19 protein-coding genes are annotated in these 21,098 nt (G+C 44.2%); 14 read left to right on the top strand and 5 right to left on the bottom strand.

Features of this window, described 5'->3' with window-relative positions; translation table 11 throughout:
* Positions 1-8: 8 nt before the first annotated feature.
* Positions 9-479 (top strand): SsrA-binding protein SmpB, encoded by a 471-nt coding sequence (gene smpB, locus G400_RS0104175; RefSeq protein WP_017262226.1) that lies wholly within the window; start codon positions 9-11, stop codon positions 477-479.
* Between the two features lie 639 nt (positions 480-1,118).
* On the opposite strand, the gene apf is transcribed toward smpB, so the two are convergent.
* Together apf and G400_RS0104185 are read right to left on the bottom strand one after the other, a co-directional pair.
* Positions 1,119-1,796 (bottom strand): aggregation-promoting factor, encoded by a 678-nt coding sequence (apf, locus tag G400_RS0104180; RefSeq protein WP_017262227.1) that lies wholly within the window; start codon positions 1,794-1,796, stop codon positions 1,119-1,121.
* Between the two features lie 381 nt (positions 1,797-2,177).
* Positions 2,178-2,732: an LURP-one-related/scramblase family protein gene (locus G400_RS0104185; RefSeq protein ID WP_017262228.1), complete on the bottom strand. Its 555-nt coding sequence runs from the start codon at positions 2,730-2,732 to the stop codon at positions 2,178-2,180.
* 189 nt (positions 2,733-2,921) lie between these two features.
* Here G400_RS0104185 and G400_RS0104190 point away from each other — a divergent pair, with 189 nt between their 5' ends.
* The 4 genes from G400_RS0104190 (at position 2,922) to G400_RS0104205 (ending at position 5,716) form a co-directional block, all read left to right on the top strand.
* Positions 2,922-3,626 (top strand): uracil-DNA glycosylase, encoded by a 705-nt coding sequence (locus tag G400_RS0104190; RefSeq protein WP_017262229.1) that lies wholly within the window; start codon positions 2,922-2,924, stop codon positions 3,624-3,626.
* Between the two features lie 28 nt (positions 3,627-3,654).
* Positions 3,655-4,632: a phosphate acetyltransferase gene (gene pta / locus G400_RS0104195; RefSeq protein WP_017262230.1), complete on the top strand. Its 978-nt coding sequence runs from the start codon at positions 3,655-3,657 to the stop codon at positions 4,630-4,632.
* A gap of 99 nt (positions 4,633-4,731) precedes the next feature.
* Positions 4,732-5,205 carry a tRNA (adenosine(37)-N6)-threonylcarbamoyltransferase complex ATPase subunit type 1 TsaE gene (gene tsaE / locus G400_RS0104200; RefSeq protein WP_017262231.1) on the top strand — a complete coding sequence of 158 codons (474 nt, stop codon included), beginning with the start codon at positions 4,732-4,734 and terminating at the stop codon, positions 5,203-5,205.
* Positions 5,198-5,716: a GNAT family N-acetyltransferase gene (locus tag G400_RS0104205; RefSeq protein ID WP_017262232.1), complete on the top strand. Its 519-nt coding sequence runs from the start codon at positions 5,198-5,200 to the stop codon at positions 5,714-5,716. Before tsaE ends, G400_RS0104205 begins: the two co-directional genes overlap by 8 nt.
* A 168-nt stretch (positions 5,717-5,884) precedes the next feature.
* Here the strand turns inward: G400_RS0104205 and G400_RS0104210 are convergent, their stop codons facing one another.
* Positions 5,885-6,418, bottom strand: a complete 534-nt coding sequence (locus G400_RS0104210; protein ID WP_017262233.1) for a 3'-5' exonuclease — start codon at positions 6,416-6,418, stop codon at positions 5,885-5,887.
* A 129-nt stretch (positions 6,419-6,547) separates the two neighbouring features.
* The gene (locus G400_RS0104215; protein ID WP_017262234.1) at positions 6,548-7,309 is read right to left on the bottom strand and encodes an exodeoxyribonuclease III; all 762 of its coding nucleotides are present in this window, start codon (positions 7,307-7,309) and stop codon (positions 6,548-6,550) included.
* 234 nt (positions 7,310-7,543) lie between these two features.
* Between G400_RS0104215 and murB the strand changes: the two genes are divergently transcribed.
* The 7 genes from murB (at position 7,544) to nagB (ending at position 17,568) form a co-directional block, all read left to right on the top strand.
* Complete coding sequence (murB, locus tag G400_RS0104220) at positions 7,544-8,455, top strand: UDP-N-acetylmuramate dehydrogenase (RefSeq protein WP_017262235.1); 912 nt, start codon at positions 7,544-7,546, stop codon at positions 8,453-8,455.
* 211 nt (positions 8,456-8,666) lie between these two features.
* A complete protein-coding gene (locus G400_RS0104225; RefSeq protein WP_017262236.1) occupies positions 8,667-10,814 on the top strand; it encodes a cation:proton antiporter in 2,148 nt (715 codons plus the stop codon).
* A gap of 103 nt (positions 10,815-10,917) precedes the next feature.
* The gene (gene cdaA, locus G400_RS0104230) at positions 10,918-11,757 is read left to right on the top strand and encodes a diadenylate cyclase CdaA (RefSeq protein WP_017262237.1); all 840 of its coding nucleotides are present in this window, start codon (positions 10,918-10,920) and stop codon (positions 11,755-11,757) included.
* Positions 11,754-12,929: a CdaR family protein gene (locus G400_RS14430; protein WP_017262238.1), complete on the top strand. Its 1,176-nt coding sequence runs from the start codon at positions 11,754-11,756 to the stop codon at positions 12,927-12,929. The genes cdaA and G400_RS14430 overlap by 4 nt, the downstream gene beginning before the upstream one ends.
* A gap of 52 nt (positions 12,930-12,981) precedes the next feature.
* Complete coding sequence (gene glmM, locus G400_RS0104240; RefSeq protein ID WP_017262239.1) at positions 12,982-14,334, top strand: phosphoglucosamine mutase; 1,353 nt, start codon at positions 12,982-12,984, stop codon at positions 14,332-14,334.
* Between the two features lie 353 nt (positions 14,335-14,687).
* The gene (gene glmS, locus G400_RS0104245; RefSeq protein ID WP_017262240.1) at positions 14,688-16,505 is read left to right on the top strand and encodes a glutamine--fructose-6-phosphate transaminase (isomerizing); all 1,818 of its coding nucleotides are present in this window, start codon (positions 14,688-14,690) and stop codon (positions 16,503-16,505) included.
* 349 nt (positions 16,506-16,854) lie between these two features.
* Complete coding sequence (gene nagB / locus G400_RS0104250) at positions 16,855-17,568, top strand: glucosamine-6-phosphate deaminase (RefSeq protein ID WP_017262241.1); 714 nt, start codon at positions 16,855-16,857, stop codon at positions 17,566-17,568.
* A gap of 485 nt (positions 17,569-18,053) precedes the next feature.
* Here nagB and G400_RS0104255 read toward each other — a convergent pair whose 3' ends face one another.
* Entirely contained in the window at positions 18,054-18,389 is a 336-nt protein-coding gene (locus tag G400_RS0104255; protein ID WP_017262242.1) for a hypothetical protein, read from the bottom strand.
* Positions 18,390-19,034: 645 nt separating this feature from the next.
* On the opposite strand from G400_RS0104255, the gene G400_RS15655 reads away from it, so the two are divergent.
* Together G400_RS15655 and G400_RS0104270 are read left to right on the top strand one after the other, a co-directional pair.
* Positions 19,035-19,742: a nuclear transport factor 2 family protein gene (locus G400_RS15655; protein WP_017262244.1), complete on the top strand. Its 708-nt coding sequence runs from the start codon at positions 19,035-19,037 to the stop codon at positions 19,740-19,742.
* Positions 19,743-20,032: 290 nt separating this feature from the next.
* Entirely contained in the window at positions 20,033-21,028 is a 996-nt protein-coding gene (locus G400_RS0104270) for a 3-hydroxyacyl-CoA dehydrogenase (RefSeq protein WP_017262245.1), read from the top strand.
* The last annotated feature ends 70 nt before the right edge of the window (positions 21,029-21,098 follow it).

A 21,098-nucleotide genomic window follows, 5' to 3' on the forward strand; every position in this document is an offset into this window, starting at 1 on the left:
GCGTGAATATGGCCAAACGAAAACAAACTGGCAACGACGCGCTGGCAAATAATCGTAAGGCGCGTCATGAATATTCGATTCTCGACACATATGAAGCTGGTATTTCACTGACCGGTACGGAAATTAAATCCGTTCGGGCGGCTCGAATCACGATCGGTGACGGGTTTGTGTCGATTAAAGATGGGGAAGCTTACCTCATGAATGTCAATATTGCCGAGTTTACGCAGGGAAATCGTTTTAACCACGATCCGTTACGTACACGAAAGCTGTTGTTGCATCAAAAAGAAATTAGCAAGTTACAGTCGGCAGTATCTCAAAAAGGGATGACCATTGTGCCATTGAAGGTCTACATCAAACATGGTTTTGCGAAGGTGTTGATTGGTGTGGCACAAGGGAAGCATTCTTATGACAAAAGGGAGACACTGAAAAAACGCGATCAACAACGCGATATCGATCGTGCATTGTCGCGTCGACGATAATTACTTTTGTAGGGTCTGTACTGCCGCTTACGGTTGTCAACAGTGACACGCTCGCCGTGGGACCGGTTCAAGCCTTCTAAAATTCGGAGTCTTTCACCTCGCCGCCAAGCCTCGTGAAAAGCCGAGTCTTGGCGACCGTCCGTAACCTAAATTCGAGTAAACCGCTCGAATTAACGTTACCTACACTGCTCGGTATCACTGTTGACGCCCTTCAGCTACTGTAGAGTGTTTGGTGTATTTGGCTCGCGTCAATTGCGACTGCCGGCCGCTAGTCAAATATCGTTAGCTATAGGAGTGCAGCTGACCAGAAACATAGTTCCGTGTCGGCCACACTTGGCGGCAGGAATTTGGCCGCTTAGTGTGGCGGGATGACTTATGAGACGTGTTTTTCGGCTCATAATTAAGGATGAAAACCGCGTTTTTGGCGGGTTGAATCCGGTCCCCAGGGAACGGCGTTTCTGGTCGGCGTAACGACAGAAGAGACAGTGAATAATGAACAGAATAAGTAAGAGAAAACGATTCTGCGCTAATTGCAGGATCTTTTTTTGTGTACTTTTAGGAGTTTAAAAGAGGTCACAAAAAAAGACCCATCCGAAGATGGGTCTTAAGTCAGAGCATAATTGTTAGATTAACAGTTGATTACCAACCGCGGTATGCAGCCCAGTGGGCAGCAGCAGCTGACCATGAACCGTAACGTGAAACAGCGTAAGCTGATGCAACACGTTCTTGGTTAGCAGCAGAGTAGTCACCGTTCAACTTGTCAGCACTCAATTGGTATTTACCAATGTACTGACCGTTACGGGCGCTGTAACTACCACCAGATTCACCGGCAGCGATATAAGCCATGGCAGCTTCGTCAGATGATGAAGCTGTTGAAGTTGAGGCAGCCTGTGTGTTTTGTGTAGTTGAAGCTTGTGTAGTTTGAGCTTGTTGAACAGGGGCAGTCTGTTGTGCAGGAGCAGCTTGCGTAGTTGTTTGGGCTACTGGAGCTTGTGTCTTAGCAACAGTTTGTGTTTGTGCAACTGGGGCAGCTTGTTGTTGAACAGGAGCTGCAGTTTGTGTTGTCGTAGTTGTTGTAGTGTTGGAAGTGCCGTCAGGGATAATCAAGTTTTGACCAACGTAGATTAAGTCTCCCTGGTTTTGCAACTGGTTAGCGTTGATGATTGCATCAATGCTTGTGTTGTTGGCATGTGCCAATGCGGAAACAGTGTCTCCGCTCTTAACAGTAACGTTTGAGTCTGCGTTTGCGGCAACAGTTCCAGCGGCTAATAAAGCACCGGCGCTTAAAGTAGTTAACAAAATTTGTTTGATCTTCATGTAGAAATTTTCACTCCTATATTGTGTATGGCGTCGCATCTTAATTGGCGACGCGCTTGGCAACCCCTCACGAGGATTCGTGGCTGGGGTGTTGTTCTCTTCCAAACAACGATGCCTACTATACATGGTGTAAATAACAACGAAATACCGTAGACATTACAAAATCAGAGTGTTTTGTCACATAAAGATGCTTTTGAAATATTTTGTAACATGATAATGTTTATAACTCGAAAATTATTAAAGGGTTGCCGAAGTGACGGCAATGGGCCTGATTACAAACATGTAACTATTCCTTGAAACGTTGATATAACGGCATTTGTCGCACGTAAAAACGCCGTGACTCGTCAAATAACGATAATCACAGCGAATTTCTTTACTAATTTATTCCTTTTCTCGATATTCGGGTCCAAGAGTTTTTGGTTCTTGCCCCAAACGAAGAGCCTGATTATGAACGAGGCGCCGCCGCCCATTTTGTTTGGACCAACGATCCATGATTGCCGCAATTAGCAAGCAGACAGGTTCGGCGGAATGGTTAGCCACGCTGAGTTGATCATAGCCACCGTCCGCACCGTCAACTGGGCGCATGTTGGCGATAATATGGGTCCCATGGTAGATTTTGTATTTTCCAGACATGAGGTTGCCCATAACGACCCAGTTAAGACCATGAATATAAATAATCTCACGCCAAAAACCAAATGTGCGTCGGACGGAGCCAACTTCTTTACCATTAAAGTAGATGGCAAACTTTGGCATAATACCTAAAGAGAGTTGTTTTGCTTCCGCCAGAACTTCACCTGAGGCAGAAGAAGCAATTAATTGTGCCCGTGACCAGCCAAATTGACCAGTAATTAGGTAGAGTGTTTGTCGATGAACGTCTAATACAGGGCGGACACCGTTTAAAACGCCCGGGGTTTGTCTAATGTATAACTGACGCATGATTAGTCTCCATTATAAGGACGAGTGATTTAGTAAACTGTTGTCTACGTTTGATTGTAACACGGTCCACGCTCTGAACTGTGGGAAACTCGTTGTTTCTCTCGACTATCTTTTAGATTGGTGAAGACAGTTAGTTGATAATGTATTTTACGCTAGAGGTCTGCTACAATAAACGTTGAGGTGCTGGGAATGAAACCGTTTATTCATAATGACTGGTGGGATATTTTGCAGCCTGAATTTGAACAGGCTTACTACCAAGAGTTACACAATTTTTTGAAGCAGGAATACCGCACGCAAACGATTTATCCTGATATGAACCACATCTTCACGGCTTTCGAATGGACGCCGTTTCAAGATGTTAAAGTGGTTATTTTAGGACAGGATCCGTATCATGGACCGCATCAGGCATTTGGTCTGAGTTTTGCCGTGATGCCAGGTGTACAAGTACCACCATCGCTTCAAAATATTTATAAGGAATTGCAGGATGACCTGGGGATTGCCCCAGTGAATCATGGTTTTCTAAAATCATGGGCTCAACAGGGCGTGCTGCTACTCAACTCCGTTCTGACGGTTCGGGATGGCAGGGCATTCTCTCATGCTGGAAAAGGCTGGGAGCGCCTGACCGATACGGCCATCAAACGATTGTCAGAACGTGAGACACCGGTTGTCTTCATTCTTTGGGGTCGTGCTGCTCGTGATAAGATTAAGCTGATTGATACGCATACTAACATTGTGTTGCAATCAGCACATCCGAGTCCGCTCTCTGCATATCGTGGCTTTTTTGGTTCCAAACCGTTTTCGAAAACGAATGAGGCGTTGGTTGCGATGGGGGAGAATCCCATTAATTGGCAACTACCTGCCTCAGTTTCGATGGCGGATTTAAAAAATGGGTAATTAGACTAAATTATTGGAGGAATCACGCATGGATTTATTTGATAGTTTAAAGGATAAAATTGGTGGTCAAGACAAAACCATTGTCTTTCCAGAAGGTCAGGACCCGCGAATCTTGGGTGCTGCGATTCGATTGGCCAAGGATGGCTTGGTAAAGCCAATTATTTTAGGACACGAGGCTGATATCGAAAAGACTGCAGCTGACAACAACTTGGATGCCAGCGGCGTATTATTGATTGATCCAGAAACATATCCTGAAGATAAGAAAAAGGACATGCTTGATGCTCTCGCTGACCGTCGTGCCGGCAAAAATACGCGTGAACAGTTGGCGGACTGGTTAAAAGACGTTAACTACTTCGGCACAATGCTGGTTTACATGGATCAAGCTGATGGCATGGTTTCCGGTGCCGTTCACCCAACTGGTGATACAGTTCGCCCGGCACTTCAAATTATTAAAACTAAGCCAGGTGTCAAACGAATCTCCGGTGCGTTTGTGATGCAAAAGGGTGACGAACGTTATGTCTTTGCCGATTGTGCCATTAACATTGAATTAGATGCTGCTGGCATGGCCGAAGTTGCCATTGAATCAGCCCACACGGCGAAGGTTTTTGATATTGATCCAAAGGTTGCTATGTTGAGCTTCTCAACCAAGGGCTCTGCTAAGGGCGACATGGTGACTAAGGTTCAAGAGGCTACTAAGTTGGCCAATGAACAGGCACCTGATTTGGCATTGGATGGTGAATTACAATTCGACGCTGCGTTTGTACCAACGGTTGGAGCAGCCAAAGCACCTGGCTCAAAGGTTGCTGGTCACGCGAATGTGTTTGTCTTTCCTGAACTACAATCTGGTAATATTGGCTACAAGATTGCCCAACGCTTTGGTGGCTTTGAAGCAATCGGCCCAATCTTACAAGGCTTGAACAAACCAGTATCCGATCTTTCTCGTGGCTGTAACGAAGAGGATGTTTATAAAGTTGCTATCATCACTGCTGCACAATCCGTTAAGTAGTTAGATAAGGTCACAATTAATCGCGATTCCACTTGCTTTGGGATGGCGATTTTTATTCAAAGAATGACGCGTTAAGTACGTTTGAGGAGTGAATCACACATGTTTTCAATCACCACGAAGACTGACGAAGAAACACAGGCTATTGGACGACATCTTGCAGAGCTGGTGTCTGCGGGCGATGTTATTTTACTGGATGGCGATCTTGGTGCTGGTAAGACGACCCTGACCAAGGGCTTGGCAGCCGGTTTGGGCATTCACAGGTACGTTAAAAGCCCTACGTTTACCATCATTCGTGAGTATAAAGAAGGCCGTTTGCCACTGTATCACATGGACGTATACCGACTGGAAAATGGCGGTGGTGATGATTTGGGCCTCGATGAATATTTTAACGGACAAGGTGTCAGTGTTGTTGAGTGGTCACAGTTTGTTAAGGGTGAGTTGCCGGCCGAACGGTTAACGATTCATTTGCACCGTGATGAAAGTAATATTGATCGACGCACCCTAACGTTTGACCCACAAGGTGAACACTATCAAAAAATGACTGATAAATTGGAGGCACAATACGATGAGTGAACCAACTGTAGACATTCGGCCTGTTACTGAAAATGATGCAGCAGATCTGCTAACCTTATTGGAAGATTTAAAAAAGGAATCTACCACGTTCACTGCTGATCCTGCTTTGGCACATTTGTCTGTCAAAGAGGAAGCCGCTCAATTACGGGTGATGATCAGTTCACCACAAAATCATCTGATGGTAGCGGATTATGGCGGTCAGCTAATTGGTGTTGCTAGTATCATTGCTAAAAATGAAACGGTTGGCGAAATCGGAGTAGCCATCCTGAAGTCGTATTGGAATGAGGGATTGGGATCAGCCCTCATGGAAGAGATGCTTTATTGGGCAAAAACGGCTAGTTCACTGACAAACATTGTTTTAACCGTCCAGTTGGAGAATACGTATGCCAAACGGTTATATAGCAATTTAGGGTTTAAGGTCACTCATTCTGATTCTGTCGTGAATGCTGTCGGAGATGAGGTGCCTGCCCAGGAAATGACGTTAACTGTTCATCATGGGCGTCAGGCGTAGCCATATGTGTGAATGTCACTGAGAACAGGTGGCTTCACGCTTGTCAATCGATACATTGTTAGTATTAGTTATGTAAAAGCGCAAACAAAAATCGTTTCGCCACAGATTTTACATCTGATGACGAGACGATTTTTATTGTCGATGGCAGATTGCGAGAATCAAGACCGACTATTGTAATTTTACAAATGGCTTGATTGCGGATGCACCAAACTGTTGATCTTGGTAGATTAAAATGTTGGCACAAGCCAAACTGTCATCTAGCGCATTGTGATGATGTTCCAAATTAACGTGAAGCCGTTCACTGACGGTATTAAGTTTGTGGTTTGGAAATTCCGGAAAAAAGCGACGGCTTGTTTTGACCGTGTCTAAGGTCAAGTAATGAACTGGTGCTAGGTCATAATGAGCTAACGTGCTTTTTAATACGCCATTATCAAATGGGGCATTGTGAGCCACGACAAGTTGGTTGTTTGTATAAAACTGATTAATGTGCGGCCAGATTTCTGGGAAGGTTGGCGCGTCCGCGACATCACTCGCATGGATGCCATGAATCTGCGTATTGCGCCAAGAGAATTCTGTGTCGGGTTTAATCAGCGTATAAAATTCATCGACGACCTTGTTTTGTCTGACGATGGTCAGTGCCAATGAGCACGCACTGTGGCGTTGGGCACTAGCAGTTTCAAAATCCATTGCGACAAAATTCACGACGCTAAGCCTCCTTAATCGTTAGGTAACGTTAAACTTAAATTTATTATGTCAGTCTAAGGCCTTCACGTTTAAATGTAAAGAAATCTGTTAACGGGTTTAGGCAGGGTGCTGATTAACGAACCGGGATCAGTCCAACACTTCTGTTTCTAAAGCAACCGGACAGTGATCAGAGCCAAGCACATCATTAAGGATTTTAGCATCAGTGACTTTAGCCATCAAAGGCGTTGATACAACAAAGTAGTCAATTCGCCATCCGGCGTTGTTTTTACGAGCATTAAAGCGGTAACTCCACCACGAATACTGGCCGGTTAGGTCGGGATAGAAGTGCCGGAAACTATCCGTAAAGCCGGTACCCAGTAAAGCCGTGAAATTGTCACGCTCAGTGTCTGTAAAGCCAGCATGCTGATGGTTTGTCTTAGGATTCTTGAGGTCGATTTCTTCATGAGCGACGTTTAAATCGCCACAAAAAATGACGGGTTTCTTAGCTGCTAATTCATTTACGTAAGTGGAAAAGGCAGCGTCCCAGCCGTCACGATAGTCTAACCGCTTAAGCTCTTGACCAGAGTTAGGTGTGTAGCTCGTGAGCAAGTAGTACGTTTGGTATTCCAACGTAATCACGCGACCTTCGTGATCGTATTCATCGACGCCAATGCCGTAGGTGACGTCTACCGGTTCATGTTTAGTAAAGATGGCCGTGCCTGAGTAACCCGGACGATCGGCATAATTCCAGTATTGATGATAGCCGGGGAGGTTGACTGTTGCTTGACCCTCGTGCATCTTGGTTTCTTGAATACAAATAGCATCGGCATCTAAATCCATCGCCGTTTGCTCAAAGCCCTTTTTTAAAACTGCCCGTAATCCGTTAACATTCCATGATACAAATTTCATGATGTCATCCTCCAAGAATTTTGTGTGATCGGCCGTTGTTCACCGGTGTTCGCGCTATGTAGTTTAACAAGTTGATTTTACCACAGCCATAAAAATGAAGTCTTTAATAAGGAAAACAGGTTTGAACTCAAATCGTGGTAAAATAGGACGAGGTTTACGGGCACCGGCTAATTGTGGCAACGGGCCACTTTAGTGTGAAGTGAAACCGAAACGGTTAATTAATGAAGAAAGTAAATGGGTGACATCATGCAACAGGTTGATTTAAAAACTGTTTTTGCGTCCAGCAAGGTGATGCAAAACGAACCATTGGGGAATTACACAAATACGAAAACGGGCGGTCCGGCTGACTGGCTCGCCTTTCCTGAGTCGCGTGCTGAAGTGGCCAAGTTTGTCGATTTTGCCAGACTTCATGAGATGCCATTAACGGTGATTGGCAATGCTAGCAACTTGATTGTTCGTGATGGTGGCATTCGTGGGTTGGTACTTATTCTGACCCAAATGAAGACGATTACTGTGACGGGTAACACGGTTACTGCCGATGCTGGTGCAGCGCTGATTGATGCGACTGAAGTTGCTTATCGGCATAGTCTGACTGGTTTTGAGTTTGCAGCTGGCATTCCCGGCAGTGTTGGTGGAGCAGTTTTCATGAACGCCGGCGCATATGGTGGGGAAGTCAAGGACATTGTTAGCTCAGTTGATGTGTTGACGCGTGCTGGTGAGTTCGTGACATATCCTGCTGAAGAGATGGCGTTCGGTTATCGACACAGTCTGGTTCAAACGACCGGGGATATTGTCGTTGGCGCCAGTTTTACCTTAGTGCCAGGCGAAGCAACTACAATTCGTGCAAAAATGGACGATTTAAATGCACGTCGAGCTGCCAAACAACCGCTGGAATTGCCATCCTGTGGTTCTGTGTTCAAACGTCCAGAGGGGTACTTCGCTGGCAAATTGATTACGGACAGTGAACTACGCGGCTATACATCTGGTGGTGCACAAGTTTCAACCAAGCATGCTGGCTTTATTGTGAATGTTGGTGAAGCGACGGCCACAGATTATTTAGCGGTTATTCACCATGTTCAAGAAACAGTTTTTGCTAAGTTTGGTGTGCATCTTGAAACAGAAGTCAGAATCATTGGTGACAACTAGACATTTGTTGTTGGCTGAGTGCATTGACATGCTTGTCGGCTGATTGAAATAGCCAATTAAACAAAGGTGAGGTTTCAATCTTTAAATAACATTATTTTATCTGCTGACGCAGGCCAATCTGATTGGTCATGCGTCAATTTTTTTGTATGATAGAAGTAGATGCATGTTGAGCGTGGTGCCAATACGTGGCCACAGGAAGGGAGACAACAACTTGAACATTATTGAAGCGGTGATCATTCTTGTCCTGCTAGTGCTGCTGTCAAACATACTGGGACACTACTTGGAGGCCATTCCGGTCAGCTTGATTCAAGTGACCTTGGGATTATTATGGTCCATTATCTTTCACATTACGATTCCACTCGAAACTGATTGGTTCTTACTATTATTTATTGCACCACTACTATTTAATGATGGGCGACGTTTTCCAAAAAGTGAGTTGTGGACATTACGGGGGCCAATCTTGGCAAACGCAGTCTTACTTGTGTTCTTAACCACGCTACTAGGTGGCTGGTTATTTCACTTACTCATTCCCGGCTTGCCGTTATCCGTGGGATTTGCGTTGGCCGCCATCTTGTCACCGACGGATCCTGTAGCGGTGACATCCATCGCCGAGCAGGTGAGTTTACCATCCGCAATTATTCATCTGGTCAGTGGCGAAAGTTTGATCAACGATGCTAGTGGTCTGATTGGGTTTAAATATGCACTAGCAGCGGCTGTGACCGGAACATTTTCACTTTGGTCTGCTGCTGGCGACTTTCTCTATACCAGTATCGCTGGTTTTGTGGTCGGTTTTGTCGTGATGACAGGATTACAAATGTTGCGGGAGGTGTTGAGACGCTCGGGAATCAATGATCCAGTGTTTAACACAGTGTTACAACTAGTGGGTCCGTTCGTGATTTACCTCGGTGCAGAGGCCATTCATGCTTCTGGCGTCATTGCCGTTGTCACGGCCGGCGTTTTAGCCCACGTTTCAGAAAACCGAATTGTTGAGGATTTGCCTGAACAGCGACTTTTGATTGAGCGCACATGGGATATTGTGGTTTACGTGTTAAACGGGATTGTATTTATTATTCTTGGGGATGAGTTGCCTAGTGCAACGAAGGCAACAATTGCTGATCCAGCAACGGGAACGTGGCGTGCAATTGGCTATGTCATTGTGATTTGGCTCATTCTCTTCATCCTACGGGCTGTTTGGATTTACGTTTATGGGACATTGAGCCGTTTAAGCAAAAACTGGCGTATCGAACATAAGAACACGGAACCAGTTACGATTAAAACAGCGATTGTTTCCGGTTTGACAGGTGTCCGTGGTGCCATTACGTTAGCGGGTGTGCTGACGATTCCGGCGACCATTAGTAACGGGGATGCATTCCCGGAACGGTCATTGATTTTGTTTGTCGCTGCCGGTGTTATTGTATTGAGTTTGGTCATCGCTGCAGTGACCTTGCCATTAATCAGTCGGCGTGGTGCCATGTTGTTGACCCGAGGCAGTCAGGTTGATACGTTGGAGGAATTAACTGCGCAAGAAGAGGCTGACGATGGCGAAACGGTGCCATTAATGTCAGTAGATGAAGCAAAAACGTACCTTTCTAAAACGGCAGTTAGAGTGTTAGAGTCCTTGCGACGGCCTGAAAATCAACGGGCAGCGTATGACTTGATTCTTGATTATCAATTTATTATTCGGCGTTTGCAGATGCGAACACAGCCTTCCGAGGATGTGAAAACGATGATCGATTTTGAAGTTGATATTCGTCGAATTGCTTTGCAAGGTGAGTTGAAACGGCTACAGGAGTTACATGATGCCGGCCTAGTCAATATTTGGAATTTTCGTTATTACCGTCGCCAAATCAAGTGGCGGTTACGCAATGTTGATGCCCATCAGCGACGGGAAGCCTTACCCGCTTGGCGAACAGCCAGACGGTTGATTCGACATGGGTTGCGGCGTGTACGAATTTTAATGACCGGCAATGATATGGTCACCTTTCGCCAGCAACGACAGTTAGTTGAAACGGAGACTGCCAAGGCAGCGATTGCCCGGTTATCACGTTTCTTTAAAGTCCATAACGCCAAGAAGAACGCACAGCAACGACAAAGTGTTTATCATCTGATTGTTCATTACCGCTACCGGATTGAGCGGCGTCATCCTGTGACTAATGGCAGCGCTCGGCAGCTCCAGTATGAAACTAATTTACGAGATTTACGGGTTCGTGCGCTGGCAGCGGAACGGTCAGCGGTGACAGAATTGTTGGATGCCGGACGGATCAATGCTGTAATGGCAGCTAACCTGCGTCAATACGTTAACTATTCGGAAAATGTGTTAATGCTTGGTGAAGATTTGCAAACAGAGGCAACAAGCTAGCCGATTGGTTTGCACGATGGTAAATCTGCTATACTTAAATGAGCGATTTGAAGCGTAATGTGAAGATCGCACGCCAACATTTGGCGATTTTAGGAGGAGTGTTATGTTACTTAATCCCAGCAACTGGCTCACCTGGACGGCGGCAGCACGTTTGCTCGACATTCTAGTGATTTGGTTTGTTATTTATGAGCTGATTATGCTATTACGAGGCACGCGAGCGGTAATGTTGTTCCGCGGGATCCTTGTGATTATCATTATTAAGATTGCTAGTTGGTATCTGGGCTTAGAGACAGTTTCCTGGGTCATGGACCAGATCATTAACTGGGGGGTTATTGCCCTAGTGATCATCTTTCAACCGGAAATTCGGCAAGGTCTTGAGCGTTTGGGTCGCGGCTCGTTTATTCAACGAGGCCGGACGGCTCACGATGATGAAGAAAAGTTAATCGATGCGTTGGATAAGGCTATTCAATACATGAGCAAACGCCGGATTGGGGCGCTAATTTCTATTCAAATGGAAACTGGTTTGGAAGAGTACATTGAAACTGGGATTGATTTGGATGCGGACGTGACCGGCGAGCTCTTGATCAATATTTTTATTCCCAATACACCCTTACATGATGGGGCCGTTATCATTAAGGATAATCGAATTGCTTCCGCTACTGCCTATTTACCGCTATCAGACAGTAATTTGATTCCTAAAGAGTTAGGGACACGTCATCGTGCTGCTGTGGGGATTAGCGAGGTAACGGATGCGTTGACCATTGTCGTGTCCGAGGAAACCGGCGAAGTGATGTTTACGCGAAATAATGAAATGATGCGTAATTTGACTCAGGAAGACTATCTAAATTACCTTCGTAAACAATTAATCCCGGCAGAGCCAGAACGTCACAATTGGTTCTTGGACATTGTTAACCGAATTTTTAGGGGAGGTGGCCATAAATGAAAAAGTTTAATCGCTTTCTCAATAGCACACTCTTCTACCGTTTATCAGCGTTAGTTTTGGCCATTTTCTTAGTTATTTACGTCACCGGTTCGACGGGCAACGACACCCGTTTAGCACGTCAGGACAATCCTAGCAGGGTGTCATCACTGACTTCGACCAAAACGAAAACGGTGTCGATGCCATTGCAACTAAATATCAATTCAAATAAATACTTTGTAACGGGTTATCCAGAGCGCGTTAAAGTTAAAATCACAGGACCGGCTGCATTGGTTACGGCGACGACAAACACGCAGAACTTTAGCATTAATGCAGACTTGTCAAAGCTGTCAATGGGTAAGCACAAAGTGATGTTGAAGGCTGACGGACTCAATAAAGAATTAACCTACCAGATTGAGCCGAAGACAATTAATGTCACAATTGCGCATCGTGAAACGATCACAATGCCTGTCCACGTGAAGTATGATGCCAACAGTTTGGCAAGCGGCTATCAAGTTGGCACGCCAACAACGTCAGTTAATAGTGTTACGGTAACCGGTGCGACGTCTGAGGTTGAACAGGTGGCTCAAGTGGTTGCACCAATTAATTTGACCAAGAACAGCACGTCAACCTTAACAGCAACCGTTCAGTTGGAGGCTCAGGATGCTAATGGTCATACAGTTAATGTGGTGATGACACCTTCAACGGCTAGTGTGACCGTGCCAATTACGTCCAACGAAAGTTCTAAGAAAGTTAAGGTTAATTACGAGCCGAAGAATGCTGAGGATGGTAAGAGCTATTCAATTACCGGTGACGTTGATAGTTTGACCGCATATGGCACAAAGAGTGCGATTAGCAAATTAAAGAGTAGTATAGTAGCTAACGTAGATGTTTCTGGTCTACCAGTTGGAACGACAAAACAACAAGTTAATCTAACACCTTCTGCCAGTGGCATTAGAAGCTATTCTGAAACGACTGCCAATGTAACAATTAAAGTGACATCCAGTAACGCAGATAGTAATGGGGTTCAGCATGGCGATTCATCAACAAGTTCCTCTGATGAATCATCTAGTGAAGCTGCCGGCAGCAGTGAAACATCTTCTAGTAGCGACGATACGAATACCACGGCGAGTAGCAGCGAAACGGGCAGTAGCAGCACAAGTGCGTCCAGTAGTTCAGCTGCCGGCAGCAATTAGTTAGCAAATAAACAAGTCTTTAGGGACAAACGACGAAGTGAGGAAGAAACAAATGAAATATTTTGGAACAGATGGTGTACGAGGCATTGCAAATCAGAATTTGAGTCCTGAACTTGCATTCCGACTTGGGCGTGCCGGCGGGTACGTGCTAACGGAGCACGCCGATGCAGATCATCAGCCACAGGTTTTGGTGGCACATGATACGCGTATTTCGGGTCAAATGTTGGAAGAAGCACTGATTGCAGGGCTTTTGTCAGTTGGGATTGAAGTACTCAAACTCGGTGTTATTACAACGCCCGGAGTCGCATACCTTGTCCGGGTACAACAAGCGGATGCCGGTGTCATGATTACAGCTTCTCACAATCCAGTTGCTGACAACGGGATTAAGTTCTTTGGTGGTGACGGTTTTAAACTGTCTGATTCTTTGGAAGAAGAAATTGAAACCCTCTTGGATGCACCCAAAGATGAATTGCCACGACCGTCAGCAGAAGGACTGGGAACCGTTGAAGACTATCAAGAAGGTGCTGCCAAATACACGCAATTCTTGGAGCAAACGATTCCTGATCAGCTAAATGGTTTACACATTGCCGTGGATGCGGCCAACGGTGCTACCAGTAAATTGGTATCACGTTTGTTTGCAGATGTAGACACTGATTTTGACACGATGGCGACGAATCCTAATGGGTTGAACATTAATGATGGCGTTGGTTCTACTCATCCTGAGGCGCTACAACAGTTTGTTGTTGAGAAGGGCGCTACTATGGGTGTTGCGTTCGATGGCGATGGTGATCGTTGTATTGCTGTAGATGAAAATGGTGACATCGTTAATGGTGATAAGATCATGTTCATCTGTGGTAAATATATGCATGAACATGGTCGTCTTAAGAAAGACACAGTTGTCACCACAGTGATGAGCAATCTTGGCCTTTACAAGGCTCTGGAAGGCAACGAGATGCACAGCGTGCAAACGCAAGTCGGTGACCGGTACGTGGTTGAAAAGATGTTAGCGGATGGCTATAACGTCGGTGGTGAACAGTCTGGACATGTTGTTTTCTTGGACTTCAATACAACTGGTGATGGCATGTTAACTGCCTTACAACTTATGTACATTGTCCAAACGACTGGTAAAAAGTTGTCTGAACTAGCCAGTGAAGTAACGACGTATCCTCAAAAACTGGTTAACGTTAAGGTTGCTGATAAAAAGGCGGCTTTGGAAAATGACCAGATTCAGGCAATTATCAAAAAGGTCGAAACTGAAATGAATGGCGACGGACGCGTGTTGGTTCGTCCAAGCGGTACTGAGCCATTGCTGCGGGTGATGGCTGAGGCACCAACTCAGGAGGTTGTTGACGGTTATGTCGATGAAATCGCTGACGTTGTGCGTCAAGAAGTCGGTATTGAATAGCGGTAATGCGCACTGAAGGCTGATTATTTTGTTGGCTGATGAGCATAATCAATGAACGCGATAATTTAAGCTGTGTTTCCGTTTCTGGAGGCACGGCTTTTTTGTTTGCGATTCGAAATATCACATTAATGTAGTCAAACACGAATCCGGTTGGCACGGTAATCCGCCATTAGTCGTGCTGGGGGGATTTGGCCTAAATGTTCCCATTTAGAGAAAATTAAGGTTTGGTAATCATATAGACCACTAAAGACAAAAGGTTGACGTGAAGTGTTTAAAAACGTTATTATAATACTGCTTTCAAAAAAGAAAACGGTGTTATAATAGTCTATACCAATTTGAAAAGGATGAACGTTATGTGTGGAATTGTTGGAGTGACAGGAAACGAAAATGCGGTTGAAATGTTGATGAATGGTCTTCGCCGTCTGGAATATCGTGGCTACGATTCAGCCGGAATTTACGTGAACGACCAAAATGGCAAAGATTACTTAGTTAAAGAAAAAGGCCGCGTGGCTGATCTGGCTAAGGCAATCGGTGAAGATGTCCACGGTTCCACGGGGATTGCGCATACGCGGTGGGCAACGCACGGACAACCTAGTGTTGCTAATGCGCATCCACAGGTATCTGCTGATGGTCGTTTTTACTTGGTTCACAACGGTGTCATTGAAAACTACATCGAATTAAGAGACAAGTACCTCCAAGATGTAACGTTCAAGAGTGAAACAGACACTGAAGTCGTCGTTCAATTAATCGATTACTTCGTCAAACATGATAACTTAACAACCCTAGAAGCCTTCCGCAAAGTGCTTTACTTGGTGGGAGATTCTTCATACGGTTTCTTGCTGATGGATCGCGAAGAACCAGACACTTTGTTTGTTGCTAAAAATAAAAGCCCATTGCTAGTTGGTGTCGGCAATGGCTTTAACGTCGTTTGCTCAGATGCCATCGCAATGCTGAACTACACGCATGATTTCATTGAGATGCAGGATGGCGAAATCATGATCTTAACGCCTGAAAAAGTTGATATTGAAGATGAGGAAGGACACCACATTACCCGTTTGCCATTCCACGTCAGCATGGATGCCAGTGAGGCCGATAAGGGAACTTATCCACATTACATGTTGAAAGAAATTGATGACCAACCAACTGTCATGCGTAAATTAGCGCAAACGTACTTCAATGATGACGGTCAAGTGACTATCGATGACGAACTGTTGGCGGATCTACAATCAGCCGACCGGTTGTATATCGTTGCTGCGGGGACAAGCTACCACGCTGGTCTAGTCGGTGAACGTTTATTTGAACGGCTAGCAGCGGTACCTACCGAAGCGCATGTTTCTTCAGAGTTTGCTTATAATTCACCCATTCTCTCCAAACATCCTTTCTTTATTTTCCTGAGTCAAAGTGGTGAAACTGCTGATTCCCGTGAAGTGTTAACTGAGGTAAATGCAAAGGGTTATCACAGTTTGACAATCACAAATGTGCAAAACTCAACGTTATCGCGTGAAGCAACCTACACAATGCTGTTAAATGCGGGTCCAGAAATTGCGGTTGCTTCGACCAAGGCTTATACGGCTCAAATTGCTGTGGAAGCTATTATTGCTAAGGCGTTAGGAGAAGCAACGCAACAAGTGGCCGCAGCCGATTTTGACTTACGTCCCCAATTGGGACTGGTCGCTAATGGTATTCAAGCTTTAGTTGATCAGAAAGAACGTTTTGAAGCTGTTGCTAAAGATAATTTTGTCGATCAACGTGATGCCTTTTACATTGGGCGTGGCATTGACTATGCGGTTTCACTTGAAGCCTCGTTGAAATTAAAGGAAATTACTTATATTCATTCCGAAGGGGTCGCAGCCGGTGAATTAAAACACGGCCCAATTGCATTGATTGAGTCTGGCACGCCGGTCATCGGTATCATTACCCAAGAACGAACGGCTTCACTGACCCGTAGCAATTTGGCAGAAACTGCCGCTCGGGGTTCCCACATCATGACGATTGTGACGAAGTCGTTGGCTAAAGCACATGATGACATTATTTTGGAAGACGTCGATGAGATGTTAACGCCGCTATTAACCATCATTCCAGCTCAGCTCATTTCCTATTACACGAGTTTGCTTAAGGGATTAGATGTTGATAAACCTCGAAATTTGGCTAAGAGTGTCACGGTTCAATAATAGATGTTTTGTCTTTTATTTGGACAGAGGTCTTGACACACGTCCGTTTTGAGAACGATTATGAAACGTAATAGCACCCGATTCCCACTTTGGGAATCGGGTGCTATTACGTTAAGTAGAATTCTCAGAAACTTGAAATGCGATAGTGCTTACAGCGGCCTCTCTAAACAAACATATAACACAGTTTCTGTCCTTTTTAATAATTCACTGAATAGGTTAAACGGACAGTCTTTACTTGTATGAAGGTGGCTCTGACAAACAAAAATCAGATTTACAGCTGAGGTGACTTGTAAAATTGTCTAGACCTGTTATAATTGGACTATACCAATAAGAAAAAGGGAGACTCGACATGAAGGTTATTGTTGTAAAGAACGCCGCTGAAGGCGGTAAGCAAGGTTTTCAAGTGTTTAAGGACGCATTAGCTAATGGTGCTAAGGTATTTGGGTTGGCAACTGGTAGTACGCCAATTTCAACATATGATGAAATTACGAGTTCAGACTTAGACTTTAGTCACGTGACTTCTGTAAACTTGGATGAATATGTTGGTCTTGGACCTGATCATCCACAAAGCTACAACTATTTCATGCACGAGCATTTCTTTAACAAGAAGCCATTTGCAAACTCATATTTGCCAGATGGGTTAAACAAAGATGCTGAAGCCGAAACGAAGCGTTACGACAAGGTAATCGCTGACAATCCAATCGATTTAGGTATTCTTGGATTGGGTCGTAATGGCCACATTGGGTTTAACGAACCAGGTACGCCATTTGATTCCACTACGCATCAGGTTAAATTAACAGAATCTACTATCGCTGCCAATGCACGTTTCTTCGATAACGAAGAAGAGGTTCCTAAGTATGCTTACTCTATGGGAATAGGTTCAATCTTGAAGGATAAACAAATTTTGCTGGAAGCCTATGGTGAAGAAAAAGCTGATGCAGTGAAGGGCATGATTGAGGGACCTGTTACCCCAGATTTACCTGCTAGCTCATTGCAGAACCATGACAAGGTTATCGTTGTGATTGACGAAGCAGCTGCTTCAAAGCTCAGCAAAAAATACTAGAAATAAAAAAATCAGATATAACATGTTTTAGCTTTCTCAGGTCACACAAACAAACGTTCATGGGTGGACATGCCCATGAACGTTTATTTGTATTAGATGAGTAAAAGACAGGGTTAGACTCGCGTTTGTGACAATTGTTAATCTGCATAAAACCTTGCGATTAAAGGAAAAATATTTGCCTTCATTTCACTAAGGTTCAAGCCGAAGCGTTATGTCCCAATACCTAGGTGTCTATAAAAGAAATAACCAAATTATCATCGATAAATGGCAATTTGGTTATTTTTCTAATAAAAACATTAAAATATGGATAGACATAATTTAAAATACGTGATAACTTTAAATTACCATTTATTTACTTCCTCTTCCAAGGACGTTCACCCCAATGACGCCTTGGAACGGTACATCGTTGATTTGGTGTTCCTAACCTAAATGGCCCTTGAAAGGAACCGATGCCCGTCGGTTCCTTTTTTGGCCTCTTTTTTTGGTTAACCGACTTGGTTTTCTCTGAGAATAGAATCAACCACAGCCTGTATTTCTGGTGTCTTAATCCATTCTTCCCAGTGATCCATATCCCAACCTTGCATGAGAAAATGATGATTAATGTAATCTTCATATTTAATCACGTTTGCTGATTCAGGAATATTGAGTTTTAGAATGCGGACCTCTTTAATGAACTTTTTCTCGGCTGCAAATTCTGCACGCCCATTGTGGACCATATTGCCAATTTCCATGTACTTTGAGCCGTCTTTTCGGGTGATTTCTTCAATCATGTCCAACGACTCATGGCCTGGTTCTTTTAACGGTGCTGGTTCTTCTGCCATCGTATATAACTCCTTTCTGTTAAAACAACGCTAGTCTATTATCGCATGAAACTTATTTGCTGACGAAAAAAGAGTAAAAAAAAACCACCATCTTGCGACGGTGGCCGGCATAAGAGAGAAAGAGAATTGATTAGAAGGTAATTACTAAATACCTTACGAGAACAATATACCTAATAATGAAAGCGCTGTCAATGACTATTTTAAAAATATCTTTATAGCATGTACCACGGACTTTATCGCTCAGAGTAACCTATTATCGGGAATGGTCATTAAGGACTACTTGATCAGTTCAAGAACCATGTGATTCAAAGATCTTCATCGAAGTATCAAAGCCTTGTGAGACCCTCAAGTTTCTATATTAGTATGATTGTCTGTTAGGTAGCAGCCCCACGATTTAGTAAAAGACGGGATTTAAAACAATTCGAGTTGTAAACGGTTACAAAACAATCAGAATCGGTTAGAATAGAGGTATGGAAAGAAGCTATTAATTAAGGAGATGATCTTATGGGGTTTCAGGTTGAACTAGCAATCATTGCCATTACCGCAATTTTGATTATGGTGTTGTTGGGCATTTTGGGACTGCATGACGGGCGTCACCTACACACTTAATATCCGTAAGATTAATAAAACGGAGGTGGGGGTTAGATGACTAAGCAACTTTTTAATCGCAAGATTTTGGTAAAACAGGATGATGGACGTCAATTTATCGATGTTGTCGAAGATGAAACACATTTGTCCTGGACGTCGACAGTTGATGAAACGCTGCAACAACGTAATGTAGATGCAGTGATCACACGGCTCGCCGATGGTGTATTCAATTTAAATTGGTTGGGATTACGCGGTGCAATGTCCGAAACGATGGATTTTAACAGGCATACGTTAGTCGGCGTTCGATTTGATTCGGAAAAGGGCCCCCAACGGTTTACAGGTAGTGTTCAACTGTTAAACGACGATGGAACGCCTGATTTGAGTCCGTTTACGAATTGCCAAGTCGTATTGGCTTTTTGGAATGCCTTCTTTAATCGTCACGATGTCTCTGCAGTGACGCAATATGTGGCGCCAGAGTTCATTCAACACAATCCAAGCATTGCCGATGGCGCAGAAGCATTTACGCATTATTATCGAGTTTTGTTTGGTCCTCAAGGCAGTTTGCACGAGTCGAAACGGACGGTTGTCAGTGTAGCCGACCGGGATGATCTTGTGTATTTGCATGTTATTAGGCAGGATTCTCCGACAGCTACCGAAATGGCAGAAGTTGATATCTTCCGTGTTCGCGATGGTCAATTAGTTGAACACTGGGCTGTGAAACAACCATTCCCGAACCATAGTGCAAATGGACACCCGATGTTTTAAACAAATTGGCAAAAACTGACACACCACTTCTGATGAGAATAATTGCAAACATTGGTGTAAGACTTGGAAAATAATAAAATATCAAGGCAACTGCTAGGTTGAAAGACAAGTGGCAGTTGCCTTTTTTGTTGGAAAAGTTACCGTTCTTTCATCGTAAGCAAAACAGTATCATTGGTTCATTTCTTAAGGATGAATAATATCTCCCACGTTAATGAAATCATATAGTGAAGGTGGAAAGTTTTTAATAGCTGACTTTAAAGCGGAACAAAGATTTGGAAAGGGAGATAATCATGGCAATTAAACATGTAACTGTTGCAGGGAGCGGTGTTTTAGGAAGTCAAATCGCATTTCAGGTCGCCTTTAAGGGGTTTGATGTTACTATTTACGATATCAACGGTGACGTGATTGACAAGGCCAAAACGCGTATTGGTGGACTGGCCGAAATTTATGCTAGCCAGATTGCAAGCTCACAAAGTCAGTTTAGTAACCTTGTAAAGGGGACAAACTACAACGCTAACTTGTTGCCCGGATTACCAGATGCCATTATTGGCAGAATTCAGGATGCGGAAAAAGTTGCACGGGAAACCCCGGCTCGAATAAGCTATGCGACGGATCTGAAAACCGCCGTTCAGGAAAGTGACCTGGTGATTGAAGCCATTCCTGAAGTGTTGGATTTAAAAACAAAATTTTATCAACAGTTAAGCCAAGTAGCGCCCAGCAAAACGATTTTTGCTACTAATTCATCGACGCTAATTCCAAGTCAATTTGCAGAAGCAACAGGGCGTCCTAAACAGTTTCTTGCGTTACACTTTGCCAATGAAATCTGGAAGAACAATACTGTCGAGATCATGGGGCACGCGGGGACTGACGCAAATATTTATCAGACGATCGTTCAGTTTGCAAAAGATATTGGCATGATTGCAATTGAAGTTAAAAAAGAACAGCCCGGTTACATCTTGAATTCTATTTTGGTCCCTTTTTTACATGCAGCACAACTTTTGTATTTGAAGGGTGTCGGTGATCCGCAAACAATTGATCGAACTTGGATGATTGCCACGGGTTCACCGATGGGTCCGTTTGCAATCCTAGATATGGTCGGTATTCAGACGGTTTACAATATTATCCAGAACTATGTCGCAACAACTGGAGATCCAGACTTCAAACAGTTGGCGACAATGATGAAAACGGAGTACCTTGATAAAGGAAAACTTGGTGTCTCAAGCGGAGAAGGATTTTACCACTATCCTAACCCAGCCTTTGAGGATGAAAATTTCTTGAAGGGATGATTTGAACCGACTCGAACCAGATGCTCATAAAGTGGCAAGCAAAATAAAGGGTCTTTCACCGGATGACATG

It is taken from the genome of Furfurilactobacillus rossiae DSM 15814 (assembly GCF_000428925.1).
Classification (GTDB): Bacteria; Bacillota; Bacilli; order Lactobacillales; family Lactobacillaceae; genus Furfurilactobacillus; species Furfurilactobacillus rossiae.